The sequence below is a fragment of the Bradyrhizobium sp. YR681 genome, assembly GCF_000282615.1.
In the GTDB taxonomy this organism is placed as follows: Bacteria; Pseudomonadota; Alphaproteobacteria; order Rhizobiales; family Xanthobacteraceae; genus Bradyrhizobium.
This window is the reverse complement of the sequence record NZ_AKIY01000200.1, coordinates 20,110-38,112: the sequence shown is the minus strand read 5'-3', so window position 1 is coordinate 38,112 and position 18,003 is coordinate 20,110. Positions and strand designations below refer to the sequence as shown.

General features: G+C 64.6%; 14 protein-coding genes. 13 read left to right on the top strand and 1 reads right to left on the bottom strand.

From position 1 onward, the window contains the following. Positions 1-9 precede the first annotated feature (9 nt). The 12 genes from PMI42_RS18695 (at position 10) to ftsH (ending at position 14,398) form a co-directional block, all read left to right on the top strand. Positions 10-774: a serine acetyltransferase domain-containing protein gene (locus PMI42_RS18695; protein ID WP_008136902.1), complete on the top strand. Its 765-nt coding sequence runs from the start codon at positions 10-12 to the stop codon at positions 772-774. 31 nt (positions 775-805) lie between these two features. Continuing rightward, on the top strand, positions 806-1,516 hold the full coding sequence (locus PMI42_RS18690; RefSeq protein ID WP_008136900.1) for an SDR family NAD(P)-dependent oxidoreductase: 711 nt from the start codon (positions 806-808) through the stop codon (positions 1,514-1,516). Between the two features lie 429 nt (positions 1,517-1,945). Beyond that, complete coding sequence (gene tolQ, locus PMI42_RS18685) at positions 1,946-2,662, top strand: protein TolQ (RefSeq protein ID WP_008136899.1); 717 nt, start codon at positions 1,946-1,948, stop codon at positions 2,660-2,662. Positions 2,663-2,708: 46 nt separating this feature from the next. Next, positions 2,709-3,161, top strand: a complete 453-nt coding sequence (gene tolR / locus PMI42_RS18680; RefSeq protein WP_008136898.1) for a protein TolR — start codon at positions 2,709-2,711, stop codon at positions 3,159-3,161. Positions 3,162-3,171: 10 nt separating this feature from the next. Then, a complete protein-coding gene (gene tolA / locus PMI42_RS18675) occupies positions 3,172-4,122 on the top strand; it encodes a cell envelope integrity protein TolA (RefSeq protein WP_008136897.1) in 951 nt (316 codons plus the stop codon). A gap of 22 nt (positions 4,123-4,144) precedes the next feature. Then, positions 4,145-5,521: a Tol-Pal system beta propeller repeat protein TolB gene (gene tolB / locus PMI42_RS18670; RefSeq protein WP_008136896.1), complete on the top strand. Its 1,377-nt coding sequence runs from the start codon at positions 4,145-4,147 to the stop codon at positions 5,519-5,521. A 254-nt stretch (positions 5,522-5,775) separates the two neighbouring features. Then, positions 5,776-8,109 carry a putative bifunctional diguanylate cyclase/phosphodiesterase gene (locus tag PMI42_RS18665; RefSeq protein ID WP_008136895.1) on the top strand — a complete coding sequence of 778 codons (2,334 nt, stop codon included), beginning with the start codon at positions 5,776-5,778 and terminating at the stop codon, positions 8,107-8,109. Between the two features lie 180 nt (positions 8,110-8,289). Next, positions 8,290-9,015 carry an N-acyl amino acid synthase FeeM domain-containing protein gene (locus tag PMI42_RS18660; RefSeq protein WP_008136893.1) on the top strand — a complete coding sequence of 242 codons (726 nt, stop codon included), beginning with the start codon at positions 8,290-8,292 and terminating at the stop codon, positions 9,013-9,015. Positions 9,016-9,286: 271 nt separating this feature from the next. Next, positions 9,287-9,775, top strand: coding sequence for a peptidoglycan-associated lipoprotein Pal (gene pal / locus PMI42_RS18655; RefSeq protein ID WP_008136891.1), 489 nt, complete (start codon positions 9,287-9,289; stop codon positions 9,773-9,775). Positions 9,776-9,962: 187 nt separating this feature from the next. Then, positions 9,963-10,982, top strand: coding sequence for a tol-pal system protein YbgF (ybgF, locus tag PMI42_RS18650; protein ID WP_008136890.1), 1,020 nt, complete (start codon positions 9,963-9,965; stop codon positions 10,980-10,982). Between the two features lie 144 nt (positions 10,983-11,126). After that, on the top strand, positions 11,127-12,221 hold the full coding sequence (gene tilS / locus PMI42_RS18645; protein ID WP_008136888.1) for a tRNA lysidine(34) synthetase TilS: 1,095 nt from the start codon (positions 11,127-11,129) through the stop codon (positions 12,219-12,221). 254 nt (positions 12,222-12,475) lie between these two features. Then, on the top strand, positions 12,476-14,398 hold the full coding sequence (ftsH, locus tag PMI42_RS18640; protein ID WP_008136887.1) for an ATP-dependent zinc metalloprotease FtsH: 1,923 nt from the start codon (positions 12,476-12,478) through the stop codon (positions 14,396-14,398). 474 nt (positions 14,399-14,872) lie between these two features. Here ftsH and PMI42_RS18635 read toward each other — a convergent pair whose 3' ends face one another. Further along, positions 14,873-15,727: an alpha/beta fold hydrolase gene (locus PMI42_RS18635; RefSeq protein ID WP_008136886.1), complete on the bottom strand. Its 855-nt coding sequence runs from the start codon at positions 15,725-15,727 to the stop codon at positions 14,873-14,875. A 359-nt stretch (positions 15,728-16,086) separates the two neighbouring features. On the opposite strand from PMI42_RS18635, the gene PMI42_RS18630 reads away from it, so the two are divergent. Then, on the top strand, positions 16,087-17,859 hold the full coding sequence (locus PMI42_RS18630) for a hypothetical protein (protein ID WP_008136885.1): 1,773 nt from the start codon (positions 16,087-16,089) through the stop codon (positions 17,857-17,859). The last annotated feature ends 144 nt before the right edge of the window (positions 17,860-18,003 follow it).

The following is an 18,003-nucleotide window of genomic DNA, read 5'->3' as shown; positions in this document are numbered from 1 at the left end:
GCGGCGACGATGACGGCTGCAACCTCGGCAAACGACGGTCTCTGGCGCAAGATATTCGATGAGGCGCAGCGCGCGGCCGCATCCGATCCCGTCTTCGGCCAATCGCTCGCCGGCGCCATTCTCGACCACGACAATCTTGCTGCCGCCCTTGCCGGTCTGATCGGGCGCAGGCTCGGCAACAATGCGGCGGAGCAAACGCGTTTCGCGTCCTTTGCCCGCGACGCCTTTCGCCGCTCGCCGGAGTTGATCGAGGCCGCTGCCTGCGATTTGCAGGCGATCGTGCGCAGTGATCCCGCCATCACCAGCCTGCTCGCGCCGCTGCTTCACTTCAAGGGCTATGTCGCGCTGCAAGCCTGGCGCGTCTCCAACCGGCTCTGGCATCATGGCCATCGCGATGCGGCGCTGCTGTTTCAGAACGAGGCGTCGAACGTCCTGCAAGTCAGCATTCATCCCGCCGCGAAGATCGGCTCATCCGTCTATCTCGACCATGCCACGGGCATCGTGATCGGTGCGAATGTCGCGATCGGCGACGAGGTCACGATCCTCCAGAACGTCAGCATCGGTCGCCGCGGTGAGCTGCCGGCGCGCTCGCCGCGCATCGGCCGAGGCGTTTATATCGGCGCGGGCGCAACCATCCTCGGCGACATCAGCATCGGCGATTTTGCCAGGATCGGCGCCGGCACCGTCGTGACATCGGATGTGCCCGCCGGCTGCACCGCCGTCGGCAATCCCGCGCGCCTCACCAACTGTCCCGCGCCGGCCTCGGCGGCCTGAAGCGATCGATCGATTCCCAGGAGAATTGCAGATGAAGACGGCAATCGTGATCGGCGTCGGCCCGGACCGCGGGCTCGGGGCCCGGCTGTGCAAGCGCTTTGCGGCCGACGGGCTGAAAGTGATCGTCGCGGGCCGGACGCTGTCCGCGCTGCAGGCCGTTGCCGATGACATCACGAAAGCGGGCGGCATCGCCGTGCCCTTCGCCGCCGACGCGACGAAGGAAGGCGACATCGTCGCGCTGTTCGACGCCGCCGGCGAAAACCTCGACCTTGCCATCTACAACGCCGGCAACAACACGCCCGGCAGGATCATCGAGATGGACGCCGATTATTTCGAGAACGCTTGGCGCGTGGTGTGCTTCGGCGGCTTCCTGTTCGGGCGCGAGGCGGTGCGCCGCATGGTGCCGAAGCGCGCCGGCACGCTGCTCTTCACCGGCGCCAGCGCCTCGCTGCGCGGACGCTCCGGCTACGGCGCCTTCAACGCGTCGAAGGCCGGCCTGCGCACGCTGGCGCAGGCGATGGCCAAGGAATATGCGAGCGACGGCATCCATGTCGGCCACGTCGTGGTCGATGGCGCGATCGCCGGCGACAAGATCTTTTCGCGCTTTCCGGACGCCGCCGGCCGCGAGGACAGCCTGATCGACATCGAGGGCATCGTCGATGCCTTTACCTTCCTCTACCGCCAGCCCGAACGGGCCTGGTCGTTCGAACTCGACGTGCGGACCTCGAAGGAGAAGTGGTGAGGGGAGGCGAAATCATCTGTCATCCGTCACCTGAGGACGACGGGTCGGAAGGAAACCGGCGGGCTCTCCCCCCAAGCTGCCAGCGGCTCGCTCCTTCGAACCTCGATGACCGCGCTTGCCGCGGCAAAACGGCCATCCCCCTGCGCTGCCTACCTTTCCCGCAGCCAAATTCGCCTCTGGTAACCTCGCATTAACCATCGGCGGGCTCTGGTAATGACGGACAATCGCGCCCAAAGCTGCGGTCAAGGCCCATAGTTTTGACATCTTGGCAGGGAATGCAGGCGACCGGCTTTGGACGAGCCCTGCACCCCAGAAAGACCAGGCTTTGAGCGGGCTTGCCGGCCGCGCCGGTTTGCGCGGCTGTTGGGGAACCGGCGACCATTTGCTGCCGGGACATGACGTAACGATCGCCTCGAGAGGATACTGCTGATGAATCCGGCCGAAATGGCTCAATCCGCCCTTCCGGTTGCCGCTTCCGCGGACGTGTCGCTGATTGCGCTGTTCTGGCAGGCTCACTGGATCGTGAAGGCGGTGATGCTGGGGCTTCTCGCCTGCTCGGTCTGGGTCTGGGCGATCGCCATCGACAAGATCTTCCTGTTTTCCCGCACCCGCCGCTCGATGGACCGTTTCGAGCAGGCATTCTGGTCCGGCGAGTCGATCGAGGAACTCTACCGCACCCTCTCGGCCAAGCCGACGCATTCGATGGCGGCCTGTTTCGTCGCGGCGATGCGCGAGTGGAAGCGCTCCTTCGAGAACCAGGCCCGCTCGGTCGCGGGCCTTCAGATGCGCATCGACAAGGTCATGAACGTCTCGATCGCCCGCGAGGTCGAGCGGCTGGAACGCCGCCTGCTGGTGCTCGCCACCGTCGGCTCCGCCGGCCCCTTCGTCGGCCTGTTCGGCACGGTCTGGGGCATCATGTCGAGCTTCCAGTCGATCGCGGCGTCGAAAAATACCTCTCTGGCGGTGGTGGCCCCCGGTATCGCGGAGGCGCTGTTTGCGACCGCGGTCGGCCTTATCGCCGCCATTCCTGCCACTATCTTCTACAATAAGTTCACCTCCGAGGTGAACCGGCAGGCCCAGCGGCTCGAAGGCTTCGCTGATGAATTTTCCGCCATCCTGTCCCGTCAGATCGACGAGCGTGGCTGACGGGCGGCATGTATAATGGTGTGAAGGCACATTTGGGCACTCGATCATGGCGATGAATGTAGCCAGTTCGTCCGGAGGCGGCGGGCGCCGCGGCCGGCGCAAGCCGGTCGTGGCCGAGATCAACGTCACGCCGATGGTCGACGTGATGCTGGTGCTGCTCATCATCTTCATGGTGTCGGCGCCGATGCTGACAGTCGGTGTGCCGCTCGACCTGCCGCAGACCCAGGCCAAGAGCCTCGAAAACAACGACCAGAAGCCGATCCAGATGTCGGTGGACATCAAGGGCAAGGTGTTCATCAACGATTCCGAGATCGCGATCAACGAGCTGGTGCCGAAGCTGAAGGCGATCACGGACGCCCGCGGCGGGCTTGAGGAGCGCATCTATCTGCGCGCCGACAAGAAGGCGGATTACGGCACGGTAGCCAGGGTGATGGGCCTGTTGTCCGGGGCCGGATTCAAGAAGCTGGCGCTCGTCACGGAAGCGGATCAGGGGTCCTAGGCCGGTGAAGGTGAACGTCGACAAGACACTCGTTGCGTCGATTGCCCTCCACGTCCTCGTGCTGGGATGGGGACTGGTTACCTTTTCGTCCCGCTCGATGGAAGCCCCGCCGATGGAGGCCATCGATATCGAGTCTGTCACATCCGATCAGCTTTCCAAGATGACCGCGGGCATCAAGACCGGCCAAAAAGACAAGCCGAAGCCGATGGTCGAGAAAGTGGCCGAGGTGAAGCCCCTCGAGGACGCGATCGGGAAGGTGACTGAGAAGAAGGAGATCGTCACCTCTTCCGCGCCGGAGCCGCCGCCGAAACCCGTGGAGAAGCCGGTCGAGAAGAAGCCCGATCCGCCGAAGCCGGTCGCCGAGAACAAACCGAAGGAAGAGCAGAAGCCGGCCGAAAAGAAGCCCGACCTGGCCAAGGAAGACCCGATCGCCGAAGCGATCAAGAAACCGGACGCCAAGAAGCCGACGCCGAAGCAGGAAACCAAGCCCGCCCAGGCCCAACCGCAGCCGCCGAAGCCGAAGCAGGAACGAGTGTTTGACCAGAGCAAGATCGCCGCGTTGATCGACAAGCGCGATCCGACCCGGCAGGCGATCACCGGTGCGACTCTGAACGCCTCCGCCTCCCTCGGGACCACGCGCGGCACGGCCGCGACTTTGTCGCAGTCGGAGATCGATGCTTTCAAGGCGCGGGTTAAGAGTAACTGGAATGTCCCGCCGAATATGGAGCATCCGGAGGAATTGGTTGTCACTCTGCGCCTGCAGCTTGGCCCGGATCGCAGATTGAGTGCGCCACCTCAAGTCATGTCCAAGGGCAGTTCACCGCGTTATCAGGCAGCCGTCGATGCGGTGATCAGAGCCGTCTTACAGGGACAACCGTATATGATGCTTCGTACCGAGACGTACGAACTTTGGCGCGACGTCATCATAGATTTCGATCCCAGCGAAATGTTTCGCAGTTAATGTTTCCAAACGTGAGCTCGCAATGTCCGTGACGTCTTTCGCACCTTTTTCAATCGCGCTGAATCGTCGGCAATTTGTCCTCGGCGGAGCAAGCGTAACGGCAGGGCTGCTGTTGCCGTCTACGTCGGAGGCGCAGACCCGATTGCAGATCACCGAAGGCAACGTTGCCCCGATGCCGATCGCGATCACCAATTTCGTGCCTGGTTCGCCGTCGGATGGCGACGTCGGCAACGGCGTGACACAGGTCATCACCAACAATCTGAAGCGCTCCGGGCTCTTCAACCCGATTGACCAGGCCGCCTTCATCGAGCGCATCGGCAACATCGACGTCGCGCCGCAATTCCAGAACTGGAAGACGATCAACGCCCAGGCGCTGGTTACCGGCCGCATGACGCGACAGCCGGACGGCCGGCTCAAGGCCGAATTCCGGCTGTGGGACGTCGCTTCCGGCCAGCAACTCACCGGTCAGCAATATTTCACCTCGCCGGAATATTGGCGCCGCATCGCCCACATCATCTCCGACCAGATCTACGAGCGTCTGACCGGCGAGAAGGGCTATTTCGACAGCCGCGTCGTCTTCGTCGACGAGACCGGCCCGAAGGAGCGTCGCGTCAAGCGGCTCGCCATGATGGATCAGGACGGCGCCAATGTGCGGTACCTCACCCGCGGCTCCGACCTCGTGCTGACGCCGCGCTTCTCGCCGAACTCGCAAGAGATCACGTATATGGAGTTCGGGCAGGGCGATCCGAAGGTCTATCTCTTCAACATCGAGACCGGCCAGCGCGAGATCGTCGGCAACTTCCCCGGCATGACCTTTGCGCCGCGTTTCTCGCCGGACGGCCAGCGCGTCATCATGAGCCTGCAACAGGGCGGCAATTCCAATTTGTTCGTGATGGATCTGCGCTCGCGCGCGACCACGCGCCTCACCGACACGCCGGCGATCGACACCTCTCCGTCCTACTCGCCGGACGGCACCCGCATCTGCTTCGAATCCGATCGTGGCGGCCGCTCGCAGATTTACGTGATGGCCGCGGGCGGGGGAGCTGCGCAGCGCATCTCCTTCTCCAAGGACGACACCAACGCCACCTATTCGACGCCGGTGTGGTCGCCGAAGGGTGACTACATCGCCTTCACCAGGCAGGGCGGCGGGCAGTTCTCGATTGGCGTGATGAAGCCGGATGGCAGTGGCGAGCGGCTGCTCACATCGGGCTATCACAACGAGGGCCCGACCTTCTCGCCGAACGGACGCGTGCTGATGTTCTTCCGCGATCCCGGCGGCAGCGGCGGACCGTCGCTGTACTCGGTGGACATCTCCGGCCGCAACGAGCTGAAGGTGCCGACGCCGGGCTTTGCTTCCGACCCGGCATGGTCGCCGCTGTTGTCCTCGACCGCAGGCTGAGGACCATCGGAGCTAAAACATCGCGCGTTTGGACGCGCGATGTTTTCGAAAAAACGCGCCGATTTTTTCGGGTTCGGTGCGGAAAGCAAGCTTTCCTTCACCTTGTGCCCGGCAACGCTTGCCTAGTTGCTTGATATTTCAGCAGAAATGGGTTCGCTATTGCCGAAAAACAACTCGACTTTAACGATGTTCCCTCAGAAAGGCTTCATCTGGCTTGAGTAAAAGTACGCGCCGAACAGGACGCGTAACAAGCAATGCAGCTGGCTGACCAGAAGCAGAGCGATCGAGACGAGCTGGAGCCGATACTCTACGCCGCTCTCATCAACTCTATGGTTCAGAATTTCTGGGCGATCTTTCTGGGCTCGGCCTCCGCGGCCGTGGCCGCGGTTCTGACTGCGCTGAAGACCGGTGATGTCTGGCTGTGGCCGATCGCGTTTCTGCTGATCGCCATCGGCACCGCGCGCGCGTTCCAGATGCGTGGATACGAGAACCGCACCTTTCCCCTGACGTTCGAAGAGGCCAAACATCTCGAGCCGCGCTACTGGTTCGGTGCGCTCAGCTATGCCGCAGTTCTCGGCATTTGGTCCTTCGTCGTCATCTACAACAACGACGATTCGGTCGCCGACATGCTCGCTGTCGCCATCGGCATCGGCTATACCGCCGGCGGCGCCGCCCGCAATTACGGCCAGCCCCGGGTGATCCAGTGGCACGTCGCGCTCGCCTGCGGTCCGATGTCGCTCGCGCTGCTGCTGCACGGCGGCCCCTACCACATCGGGCTCGCTATCCTGCTCGTGTTCTTCTTCATCGGGCTGAAGAACATCAACCTCAGCCTGCATGCGATCTTCGTCAAGGCACTGACCTCGAGCTTCCGCGAATCCGCGTTGGCGAGCCAGTTCGATACCGCGCTCAACAACATGCCGCACGGCCTGTGCATGTTCCGCGCCGATGGCCGCCTTGCGGTGATGAACCACCGCTTCGGCGAGCTGATGGGCCTGCCGGAAGATCTGGTCAAGCGCGGCGCCACCGCCGCCGATATCATGTCGGCCTGCATCGCCGCAGGCACGATCTCGGCCGAGAGCGGCAACCAGGTTCTGGCCGAGATCGCGCATGCGCGGATCTGCGAGATCGTCACCGCCGATCCGGACGTATCGCGCGGCCGTACCCTGTCCTGGACGTTCCAGCCGATGACCGGTGGCGGCACCGTGCTGCTGCTGGAAGACATCACCGAACGCACCAACGCCGAAGCCCGGATCAGCCATCTCGCCCGCTATGACGAGCTCACCGCGCTGCCCAACCGGGTGTTATTCCGCGACGAGATCGGGCGGCTGCTGGCCAACGCACACCATGCCGAGCGGCTCTCGGCGCTGCTGTTCGTCGATCTCGACCAGTTCAAGCAGGTCAACGACACGCTCGGCCATCCCTGCGGCGACCAGCTGCTCTGCGCGGTCGCCAACCGCCTGCGCGAGATGCTGCGGCCGGAGGATTTCGTCGCGCGCTTCGGCGGCGACGAGTTCGTCGTGTTCCAGCAGAACATCAACGCGGCCGAGGACGCGGCCAGCCTTGCCCGCCGCATCGTCGAGCGCCTGAGCGAGCGCTACCGCATCGACAATCATCTGGTCGAGATCGGCGCCAGCGTCGGCATCGCGCTGACCTCGCCGCACGGCGACGTCAGCGCCGACACGCTGCTCAAGAACGCCGACATGGCGCTGTACCGCGCCAAGGCCGACGGCCGCGGTACCTTCTGCTTCTTCCGCGACGAGATGGCGGCGACCGTCGAGGCCCGCCGCATCCTCGAACTCGACCTGCGCAAGGCGCTCGCCAACGAGGAGTTCGAGCTGTTCTACCAGCCGCTGGTCAATCTGAAGTCCGGCAAGATCACCACCTGCGAGGCGCTGCTGCGCTGGAATCATCCGGTGCGCGGCACGGTCTCGCCGGTCGACATCATCCCGGTCGCCGAGGACATGGGCCTGATCGTCGATCTCGGCCGCTGGATCCTGCGCCGCGCCTGCATGGAATGCATGAAGTGGCCGGAGGGTGTCAGCGTCGCCGTCAACTTCTCGCCGCAGCAGTTCCACCAGCGCGACGTGCTGAGCGAAATCCGCTACGCGCTGGAGGTCTCGGGGCTGCCGGCGCATCGGCTCGAGATCGAGATCACCGAATCCTCGCTGCTGCGCAACACCCAGCTGACCCACGATATCCTGTCGCAGCTGCATGCGCTCGGCGTGCGCATCTCGCTGGACGATTTCGGCACCGGCTATTCCAGCCTCAGCTATCTGCACAATTTCCCGATGCAGAAGGTCAAGATCGACCGCTCCTTCCTCGAGGGCATCGACACCGACCGGCCGCTGACGCTGCTGCGCGGCGTCGCGCGCCTGTCCGCCGACCTCGGCATGGCGGTCGTGGTCGAGGGCATCGAGACCAACGAGCAGCTCGAGCTGATCAGCGCCGACGGCACCGTGTCGGAGGCGCAGGGCTATCTGTTCAGCCGTCCGGTGCCCGCCGTACGGATGCGCCAGCTGCTGAACGCCTCGCATGGACGGCGCGGCGAGAGCCTGCTCCACGTCGTCGGCGCGCGCTCTTTCGCCTGAGTCCGCTTCCGGGAATTTCCTGTCGTTTCAGTCTGTTGCCGGGCACCGTAGTCCTACGGGGGGTTAACCCTAACCCTTCGATTGCTTTGCTTCGTTGTTAAGAAGCTGTTAATAAATCATCACGCGCGCGGAAGTTGTTCTCGTGCGTTTGTGGTGAGCGGTGGTGGGTAAGGAGTTGGAATGCAGTCCTCAGCCAGAGCGATCATTTCGGCTGTTGGACGGGGTGCGGAGCTCCTGACCGACGTCGATTATCATCTCGCGGAGACGGCCGCGGACAAGGAGGAGATCTACAACCTCCGCTACCGCGCGTATTTGCGCGAAGGCGCCGTCAAGGAATCGGCGGACGCGCGCGTCACCGACCGTTACGACGAGCTGCCGAACGCGTGGACCTTCGGCGTCTATCTCCGTGGCCAGTTGTGCAGCTCGGTGCGCATCAGCGTGCTGACCTCCGAATGGCGCGAGTCCACCTCGGCCGACGTCTTCCCGGAGATCCTGCTGCCGCGGCTCGATCGCGGCGAGGTCATGATCGATCCGACCCGCTTTGTCGCCGATCCCGACCAGGTCAAGCGCGTTCCGGAATTGCCCTATCTGACCACGCGTCTCGCCTACATGGCCTGCGAGCATTTCAATGCCGATCTCGGCCTTGCGATCGTGCGTTCCGAGCATCAGGCGTTCTATCGCCGGGTGTTCCTGCACGAGACCATCGCCGAGCCCCGGCTCGTGCCCGGTCTCACCAAGCCGTTCGGCCTGATGGCGGCGGACTTCCCGGCCTTCCGCAAGAAGGTGTTCGAGCGCTATCCGATCATGCGGTCCACCGCCTTCGAACGGCGGATGCTGTTCGGGCGCGGCGGCCAGCGCCAGGTCCCTCAGCGGCCGGTGCTGGTGGCGGACGCCGCCCACGCCTGAAGTCTGCCGGGCCTGCCTCTGCCCAGGACGCGCCGCGCTTCCCGCTCTCAGGCCCAAAATTCAAGCAAGGCCGGCGATTTTGCCGGCTAACGCGGCTTGCCTTCACCCTCGCGCCACATTTACAACCCATTAACCATGACGGGTGCTTTTCGCTGGTTGGGGGCATTTGACCGGCTGAGGCAAGGTTCCGTCAAGGTTGACGGAACGTTCGCTTAACCAACCCCCTGTAGACCGGACAGCAGTGGACTAACGTGAGCGTGGAGGCTCCGGAATGAAACATCCTATGCGTATCCTCCAGGGATTGAAGCTGGCCGCGGTGCTTGCCGTCGCGCTGTCGATGGGCGCCTGCGCCAACAAGAACTCTGCCGCGGATGCGATGGCCAATGCCGCGACGCCGGGCAGCCAGCAGGACTTCGTCGTCAACGTGGGCGACCGCGTGTTCTTCGAAAGCGACCAGACCGATCTGACCCCGCAGGCGATCGTGACCCTGGAGAAGCAGGCGCAGTGGCTGCAGAGCTATCCCCGCTACTCCTTCACCATCGAAGGTCACGCCGACGAGCGCGGCACCCGCGAATACAACATCGCGCTCGGCGCGCGCCGCGCCCAGTCGGTGCGTTCGTTCCTCGCCTCGCGCGGCATCGATCCGAACCGCATGCGCACGATCTCCTACGGCAAGGAGCGGCCGGTGGCCGTCTGTAACGACATCTCCTGCTGGTCGCAGAACCGTCGCGCCGTGACCGTGCTGAACGCGAGCTCCTGACGTCCAGTCAGCTGCCGTTCATCTTCAGGAACCGATGATGCCGGCGCCCTCACGGGCGCCGGTTTCGTTTCAGCGATCTGTGACAGAAACCCCTTTGAAGCAGTCACATTTTTGGCGTAGTGCCTTTCAATGTGTGGCGTGTCGAAGGTTCCGTCGCAGACCATTTCGCTTTCGTCGTCAGGGCAAGATGTCATCCAGATCCAAGGTCTTTACCGGCACCGTGGCGATCGCCGCGCTGCTCTCTTTCTGCTCGCCCGTCGTCGCCCAGTCGGACGATGACCCCGAGATCCGGATCGAGCGGCTGGAGAACCAACTGCGCCAGCTCACCGGCCAGAACGAGGAGCTGCAATACCGCAACCGCCAGCTCGAAGAGCGCCTGCGCGCGCTCGAAGGCGGCGCGCAGGCCGCGCCCGGGCCGGCGCCGCTCCAGCCCAACGTCGCCGTGATGCCGCCCGCGCAGGTCGCACCGGCCTATCGCCAGCAGCAGCCCGCCCAGCCGGGCTACGAGCAGCCGCAGATCGCTGCGCCCGCGCCGATCGTCCAGGAAGCGCCGCCGCCCGGCGCACCCGGCACGCGCCGCCGCGGCGATGCCTTCGACCCCGGCCAGAATCCGAGCGCGCCCGGCGCGCCGCGCGCGCTTGGCGGCGGACAGCAGCCGATCCCGGCAGGGCCCGCGGTTGCCGCGCCCGGCGGCCGCAATGCCGGCGAGCCGCTCGATCTCGGCAACACCGGCGGCCGCTATCCGCAAGCGGCTGCGCCGCCGGCGACCCAGGGTTATCCCGCGCCGTCAGGCGCCCCGGGCCTTGCGACACTGCCGCCCTCGGCGACGCCGCGCGACGAGTTCGACCTCGGCATCGGCTACATGCAGCGCAAGGACTACGCGCTCGCCGAGCAGACCATGAAGAATTTCGCGCAGAAATACCCGAGCGATCCGCTGCTCGGCGACGCCCAGTACTGGCTCGGCGAAAGCTATTTCCAGCGCCAGCAATATCGCGACTCCGCGGAAGCCTTCCTCGCCGTCACCACCAAATACGACAAATCGGCCAAAGCGCCGGACGCGCTGCTGCGGCTCGGCCAGTCGCTGGCCGCCCTGAAGGAGAAGGAAGCCGCCTGCGCCGCCTTCGGCGAGGTCGGCCGCAAATATCCGCGCGCCTCCGCCGGCGTCAAAACCGCGGTGGATCGCGAACAGAAGCGGGTGAAGTGCTGAGGCATGATCCGGAAAAGTGTGCAGCGGTTTTCCGACGAGATCATGCCCAAACAGAGAATCGCGCTTAGAGCGCAGCGCCAAGCGCTGACAAGGCGGATCGCGTTGCGCTAAACAGTCGATCCATCCGGGGACGATTGCAGCGTCATGCCAGACGACGACAATTCACCGATCTCGGCGCGCGCGGCAAGGCAGCTCTTCGCCGAGTTCAGAACCGCACCGGCCTTGGTGCTCGCGGTCTCCGGGGGGCCCGACTCGGTCGCGCTGATGTGGCTCGCGGCGCGCTGGCGGCGCAGCCTTGCGCGGGGCCCGCTTCTCAGCGTCGTCACCGTCGATCACGGCCTGCGGCCGGAGGCAGCGCGCGAGGCGCGCGAGGTCAAGCGGCTCGCCACCGGGCTCGGCCTGACACACCGGACCCTGCGCTGGCGCGGTGCCAAGCCGAAGACGGGACTGCCCGCCGCCGCGCGCGACGCCCGCTACCGCCTGCTCGCGCGGGCGGCGCGCGCCGCCCGAGCGAGCCATGTGCTCACCGCCCATACCCGCGACGACCAGGCCGAGACCCTGCTGATGCGGATGTTCAGGGGCAGCGGATTGGCCGGCCTGTCGGCGATGACCCGCCTCACCGCGCGCGACGGCATCGTGCTGGCGCGCCCGCTGCTCGATGTCCCGAAGTCGCAGCTGATCGCGACGTTGACGCGGGCTGGCATCGGCTTTGCCGACGATCCCACCAACCGCGACCCCGCCTTCACCCGGCCACGGCTGCGCGCGCTGCTGCCGCAGCTTGCGGCCGAAGGCGGCGACAGCAGGAGCCTCGCGCGGCTCGCAGGCAGGCTGTCGCGTGCCAATGCGGCCGTGGAGGTGCTGGTCGACGGGGCCGAACGCTTCCTTCGGCTTCGGGCGCGCGGCGATGCGCCGCAGGCGGGCGGTCGCAGCTTCGAGGCCGAAGCATTTGCCCTCCTTCCGGAGGAAGTCCGGCTGCGGCTTTTGCTGCGGGCCATCAACGCCCTCGGGCATGAAGGCCCGGCGGAACTCGGCAAGGTCGAGACTCTCTCGGCCGCGCTCGATCAGGCCATGGGGCGAAATCCCCGCGCAGCCTCAAAGGGCCGGCCGGTGCTGAAGCAGACGCTTGCGGGAGCCTTGATCAGCCTTGCCGGGGGGCGTATCCACATCGCGCCTGCGCCGGCCCGGCGGTCCCAAGGGAACGTCAAGGCGACGCGAAGGGTGGATGAGGGCGGATCATGACACCGGCCGTTTCCGCCCCGCGCCGTCAGGACACCTTAACCAGGCAGGAAAAACCCCGCTTCGGGCGTCATTATTTCAGCGGGAATCGCTCTAAGATGGGATAAATAGTCCCATCTCGTTCCCTTGGCAGCGACCGGGGCGGCACCTAAATTGTATGCGTCTAACCAAGAGGATTCCTTGGGGATTTCCTCGTACTGCCCCTAGTCACTACCCAAGGATCAGGCCGCGATCCGCGCGACCACGAAGGAAGATCGATGAACGCCAATCTGCGCAATTTCGCCCTCTGGGTCATCATTGTCTTGCTGCTGTTGGCGTTGTTCACGCTCTTCCAGAATCCTGGTCAGCGCGCCTCCTCGCAGGACATCGCCTTCTCCCAGCTGCTGAGCGAAGTTGACCGCGGCAATGTCCGCGACGTCGTGATCCAGGGGCCTGACATCCACGGCACCTTCACCAACGGCTCCAGCTTCCAGACCTATGCGCCGAACGATCCGACGCTGGTGAAGCGCCTCTATGACAGCAAGGTCCAGATCACCGCGAAGCCGCCCGGCGACAACGTGCCGTGGTTCGTCTCGCTGCTGGTCTCCTGGCTGCCCTTCATCGCGCTGATCGGCGTCTGGATCTTCCTGTCGCGGCAGATGCAGGGCGGCGCCGGCAAGGCGATGGGCTTTGGCAAGTCGCGCGCGAAGATGCTGACCGAAGCACATGGCCGCGTCACCTTCGAGGACGTCGCCGGCGTCGACGAAGCCAAGCAGGACCTGCAGGAGATCGTCGAATTCCTGCGCGATCCCGGCAAATTCCAGCGCCTCGGCGGCCGTATTCCGCGTGGCGTGCTGCTGGTCGGTCCTCCCGGCACCGGCAAGACCCTGATCGCGCGTGCGGTCGCGGGTGAAGCCAACGTGCCGTTCTTCACCATCTCGGGTTCGGACTTCGTCGAAATGTTCGTCGGCGTCGGCGCGTCGCGCGTCCGCGACATGTTCGAGCAGGCCAAGAAGAACGCGCCCTGCATCATCTTCATCGACGAAATCGATGCCGTCGGTCGTCACCGCGGCGCAGGTCTCGGCGGCGGCAATGACGAGCGCGAGCAGACGCTGAACCAGCTGCTGGTCGAGATGGACGGCTTCGAGGCCAACGAAGGCGTCATCCTGATCGCCGCGACCAACCGTCCTGACGTGCTCGATCCCGCGCTGCTGCGTCCGGGTCGCTTCGACCGCCAGGTCGTGGTGCCCAATCCCGACGTCGTCGGCCGCGAGCAGATCCTCAAGGTTCACGTCCGCAAGGTGCCGCTGGCGCCCGATATCAATCTCAAGACCATCGCGCGCGGCACCCCGGGCTTCTCCGGCGCCGACCTGATGAACCTCGTCAACGAAGCCGCGCTCACCGCCGCCCGCCGCAACAAGCGGATGGTGACCCAGGCCGAGTTCGAGGAGGCCAAGGACAAGGTGATGATGGGCGCCGAGCGCAAGTCGCTCGTCATGACCGAGGAAGAGAAGTTGCTGACGGCCTATCACGAGGGCGGTCACGCCATCGTCGGCCTCAACGTCGTCGCGACCGACCCGATCCACAAGGCGACCATCATTCCGCGTGGGCGTGCGCTGGGCATGGTCATGCAGCTGCCCGAGCGCGACAAGCTCTCGATGTCGCTGGAGCAGATGACCTCGCGCCTCGCCATCATGATGGGCGGCCGCGTCGCCGAAGAGCTGATCTTCGGCCGCGAGAAGGTGACCTCGGGTGCGTCCTCCGACATCGAGCAGGCCACGCGCCTGGCCCGCATGATGGTGACGCGCTGGGGCCTGTCCGAAGCGCTCGGCACCGTCTCCTATGGCGAGAACCAGGACGAGGTGTTCCTGGGCATGTCGGTGTCGCGCACCCAGAACGCATCGGAAGCCACGGTGCAGAAGATCGACACCGAGATCCGGCGTTTCGTCGAAGAGGGCTACAACGAGGCGACCCGCATTCTCACCGAGAAGCGCGCCGACCTCGAAGCGCTCGCCAAGGGCCTGCTCGAGTTCGAGACGCTCTCCGGCGACGAGATCGTCGACCTGCTCAAGGGCAAGAAGCCGAACCGCGAGTCCGTGCTCGAGCCGACCACGCCGCGCGCCTCCGCCGTGCCTCCGGCCGGCAAGTCGCGCCCGCGGCCCGATCCGGATCCCGGCCTGGAGCCGCAGCCGCAGGCGTAACACCGGTGGCAAGAATGAATTGAAAAACGCGGCGGAAACGCCGCGTTTTTTGTTGGCTGACGTTGATGCCATCGCTCTTCGAACTCAGCTCTCTTGCCCCGGACGCGGTGCGGCGCGAAGTGCCGCTCCGCAGAGCCGGGGCCCATGTCTCCCCATAGCACCGTGTTGCGTCTCCGGGTCCCGGCTCAGCGCAGCAGCGTTGCACGCTGCAGCGCGTCCGGGACACGAGAGGACGTGCGCCGTGGCCACAAACTCCGTCATTGCGAGCGCAGCGAAGCAATCCAGAGTCTCTCCGCGGAGGATTCTGGATTGCTTCGTCGCAAGAGCTCCTCGCAAGGACTGCATTGAGAGAGTTGCGCGCGCAACGACGTGGCGTCGATTTCGTGCGGTGGGCAAGGGCGCGACTGCGCCGTGCCTACGATCTCTCGCCAATCCGGATAGGCCCGCTTGCGCTTTTCCCACCCTGCAAGCTTCTTACTTCGCCACTGCTCCACGCCCCAGAAACCGCAGCACGTCGTCATTGAACTGCTCGGGATCCTGCAGGAACGAGAAGTGGCTGACCTCAGGCTGGATCAGCAGGCCGGCGCCCGGAATGTTCGCCGCCATGAACGCGGTGTTGTCGCGCTTGATCGCCTCGTCATGATCGCCGTCCACGATCCAGGTCGGGACCTTGATCGCCGCGAGGTCCGAGGCCGTCCATTTCGGCTGGCTCTCCCACATCTTGGTAATTTCCGCGACGAAGCCCTTGTAGTCCGCTGGCGTCGGCGACAAGCGCTTGTACTCCTCGCCGGCTCTCGCAATGTACGCATTGAAGACGTCGCTCGACGCAATATCCGCAACGCCTGACGGGTCCGAGTTCGCCGCAAAGGCAAACAGCCTGCTCACCCGCTCGGGGTGCTTCATGGCGATGTCGAGGCCGATGATCGCGCCGTCGCTCCAGCCGACGATCGCCGCTTTCCTGATCTTGAGATGGTCGAGCAGCCCGACGACGTCGGAGGCCATCAGATCGTAGCCATACGGCTCCTGGTTGCGGCTGCTGCGCCCATGCCCGCGGCTCTCCATGACGATGACCTGGTAGTGCCGTTGCAGCGCACGGACCTGGTGACCCCAGTAATTGGCGTTGGCGAGGCCGCCATGCAGCAACAGCACGGGCTCGCCCCGGCCGAACGTCGCGTACCAGACCTTGATGCCGTTGACCGGCGCAAAGCCGCTCTGCGTTGCCTTGGGCAAGGTCGGCGTCGGCGGCAGGCTCAACCATCGCGGCGCCGCATGCGCGGCACCGATCGAGGCCGTGACGAGAAGAGCGATGAAGAGATTGCGAAACATCATGACGTATCGTCCTGTTCGACCACTCGGCATTACCGCACGGCAAAACCGGCGCGTCACCTGCCAAGAGGACGCCGCACCGACACGTGAAGCCTCGTGAAGGCCGTTCGGGGAGTAGCGAGCGGGAAAGGGATGCGTCCGGGATCGCGGCGATCGGGCCGTGCATGGCCGGGAATTGACCGTCCAGGCGGCGGGCCAATCCGGGACGTCGGTTAATTCGCCATTAGCGTTTGCGGTTTAGTCCTGATGCTGTCCGGTTTCATAGCTCCGCGCGCGTGGGCCGACCAGGCGCTTTGGACAAGTTGTCGACACGGCGCTTCGCCAAGGCAAATCCGCAGCCCTTGCCTTCTCCGGGAACTCAAATGGCGGATATCGACCTCGCCTCCGAAATGGCCTGCCGCAACCGCGCAGACGGCATCACCAATTCCTGGGTCGAGACCATCTCGGTGGCCGTCATCGCCTCGGCGGTGTCGGTACTGCATACCGGATTTGTCTTCGGCATCATCAACAACCAGTATCATCTGCCGATCGTCGCGGGGCTCTACAACGAGCCGCAATACCACGACGACGCATTCATCCAATCGCTGCGCTATTTCGCCTCCGGCGTCTGGCTGGTGTTGAGCGGCATCGAGAAACATTTCGACAACATTCCGCTGCTGTTCTTCATTCTGTTCTTCCTCTCCCGCGTGCTCTGCTTCGTCGGGTTCCTCTGCTGCGCCTCGCTGCTCGGCATCACCGAGCGTCGCGACAAGATCGTCTTCAGCCTGATCGTCTGCTTCGTTGGTCTTCTCAACGGCTACAGCTATGCCGGCACCGGCGGGTTGTTCATCAACTACTTTACTCATTCCGAAATCGCGAATGGCACGGCTCTTCTGGCGATCTATCTCGCCGCAAGAGGCCGCTTTGCCGCGGCGGCCGCCATGGTCGGAGTGACGTTCTTCATCAATGCGTTCTTTGCGGTCTGGCTCGTGCTGCCGTTGATCCTGATCGGCATCAGTCTTCTGCTGCAGCGGAAGGTGACCGTCAGGGAATTCCTTCTGCGTACCCTGGCGGGCCTCGTTCTCTGCGTGCCGCTTGCGGCCGTCGTCCTGTACGGCTTCTTCTCGAACCCGGAGTTCGGAAGTCCGCCCGTCTTCGACTACGCGACGTTCCTCCGTCAGTACTTTCCAGGTCATGTGCTGATCGATTCGACGCAGATGGGGGACCTCCTGGCGTTGCTGGGCGTCACGATCGTCGGTGCGGCCGGCTTGCTGTGGTTCGGACGAAGCGCCACGCCGCTTCAGGCGGCCTATCTCGGCGCCATCCTGGTTTATGTGATCGGCATCGGCGTCCCGTTCGTGACCGCCTCGCCTGTGGTTCTCAACCTTCATCTGTTGCGGTCGGGCACGGTCATCCATCTGCTGGCCGGGTTGGCCATGGCCGCGCTGGCGACCGACTGGCTCCGCCGCGACAAGGAAGGGACTTTCCTGCCGGCCTGTCTCATCGTGCTGTTCCTGAGTTTTGACGACCTCGCCAGCCTGGCCTCCGTCCTGCTCATCCTGGCCTTTGTCTTTCTCAAGGTTGGGCCCGGACTCGCGCCGGCCTACCAGCGCACGATGGGTTATCTTGTGCTTGCGACCGCTGTGATCGCGGTTTGGCCGCTCTCGACCTGGTACAACGTCAAATTCAACCGGCTCTATACCGACGCAGTCGAGGAGTGGACGGACGTCGGCAATTGGGCGCGCAATGCCACGCCTTCGACGTCCATGTTCCTCGTTCCGAATACGCCGAAGTTCGACCCGGCGTCGGAATCGAGCGCCGCCGACATCGCGCTCTCGCGGGCCGTCGTTTTCGAGTTCGTCTCGCATCGCCGCATCTGGGTCGATTTCAGGCGGGGAGGATCGTCGGCGCTGACGCCTTCGTATTATCGCACCTGGCGAAGCCGGTTGACCGAAGTCGAGGGCCTGAATTCGCTGGCGGAACGAATGGCCTATGCGTCGCGCAACGGCATCGGCTATATCGTCGACATCTGTCAGAGCCCGGAAGAGGGGGGCGGTGCGCTCTACCGAACGAAGCGGCTCTGCGTGTATTCGACTGAAGCGAGCCGGCCCTCGATGCGGAAGGACGCATCGGCGGCGGTGCGATCTTCCGGTTAGCGATCCAGTGCCGCGCGCGTGATCTGGCGCGACGAGAGCGTTTTCGAGCGAAGTTGGAGGCGGGCTCGCGTCGAGAGAACACGTCAAACAAGGATATAAGGCCCCGTTCCGATGCCATCGGAACGGGAAAGGCTCCGGAGCAGC

Bases quoted from the DNA above. Each gene is read 5' to 3' on its own strand.
- PMI42_RS18695 (WP_008136902.1), top strand. From the start codon at position 10: ATGACGGCTGCAACCTCGGCAAACGACGGTCTCTGGCGCAAGATATTC.
- PMI42_RS18690 (WP_008136900.1), top strand. From the start codon at position 806: ATGAAGACGGCAATCGTGATCGGCGTCGGCCCGGACCGCGGGCTCGGG.
- tolQ (WP_008136899.1), top strand. From the start codon at position 1,946: ATGAATCCGGCCGAAATGGCTCAATCCGCCCTTCCGGTTGCCGCTTCC.
- tolR (WP_008136898.1), top strand. From the start codon at position 2,709: ATGGCGATGAATGTAGCCAGTTCGTCCGGAGGCGGCGGGCGCCGCGGC.
- tolB (WP_008136896.1), top strand. From the start codon at position 4,145: ATGTCCGTGACGTCTTTCGCACCTTTTTCAATCGCGCTGAATCGTCGG.
- PMI42_RS18665 (WP_008136895.1), top strand. From the start codon at position 5,776: ATGCAGCTGGCTGACCAGAAGCAGAGCGATCGAGACGAGCTGGAGCCG.
- PMI42_RS18660 (WP_008136893.1), top strand. From the start codon at position 8,290: ATGCAGTCCTCAGCCAGAGCGATCATTTCGGCTGTTGGACGGGGTGCG.
- pal (WP_008136891.1), top strand. From the start codon at position 9,287: ATGAAACATCCTATGCGTATCCTCCAGGGATTGAAGCTGGCCGCGGTG.
- ybgF (WP_008136890.1), top strand. From the start codon at position 9,963: ATGTCATCCAGATCCAAGGTCTTTACCGGCACCGTGGCGATCGCCGCG.
- tilS (WP_008136888.1), top strand. From the start codon at position 11,127: ATGCCAGACGACGACAATTCACCGATCTCGGCGCGCGCGGCAAGGCAG.
- ftsH (WP_008136887.1), top strand. From the start codon at position 12,476: ATGAACGCCAATCTGCGCAATTTCGCCCTCTGGGTCATCATTGTCTTG.
- PMI42_RS18635 (WP_008136886.1), bottom strand. From the start codon at position 15,727: ATGATGTTTCGCAATCTCTTCATCGCTCTTCTCGTCACGGCCTCGATC.
- PMI42_RS18630 (WP_008136885.1), top strand. From the start codon at position 16,087: ATGGCGGATATCGACCTCGCCTCCGAAATGGCCTGCCGCAACCGCGCA.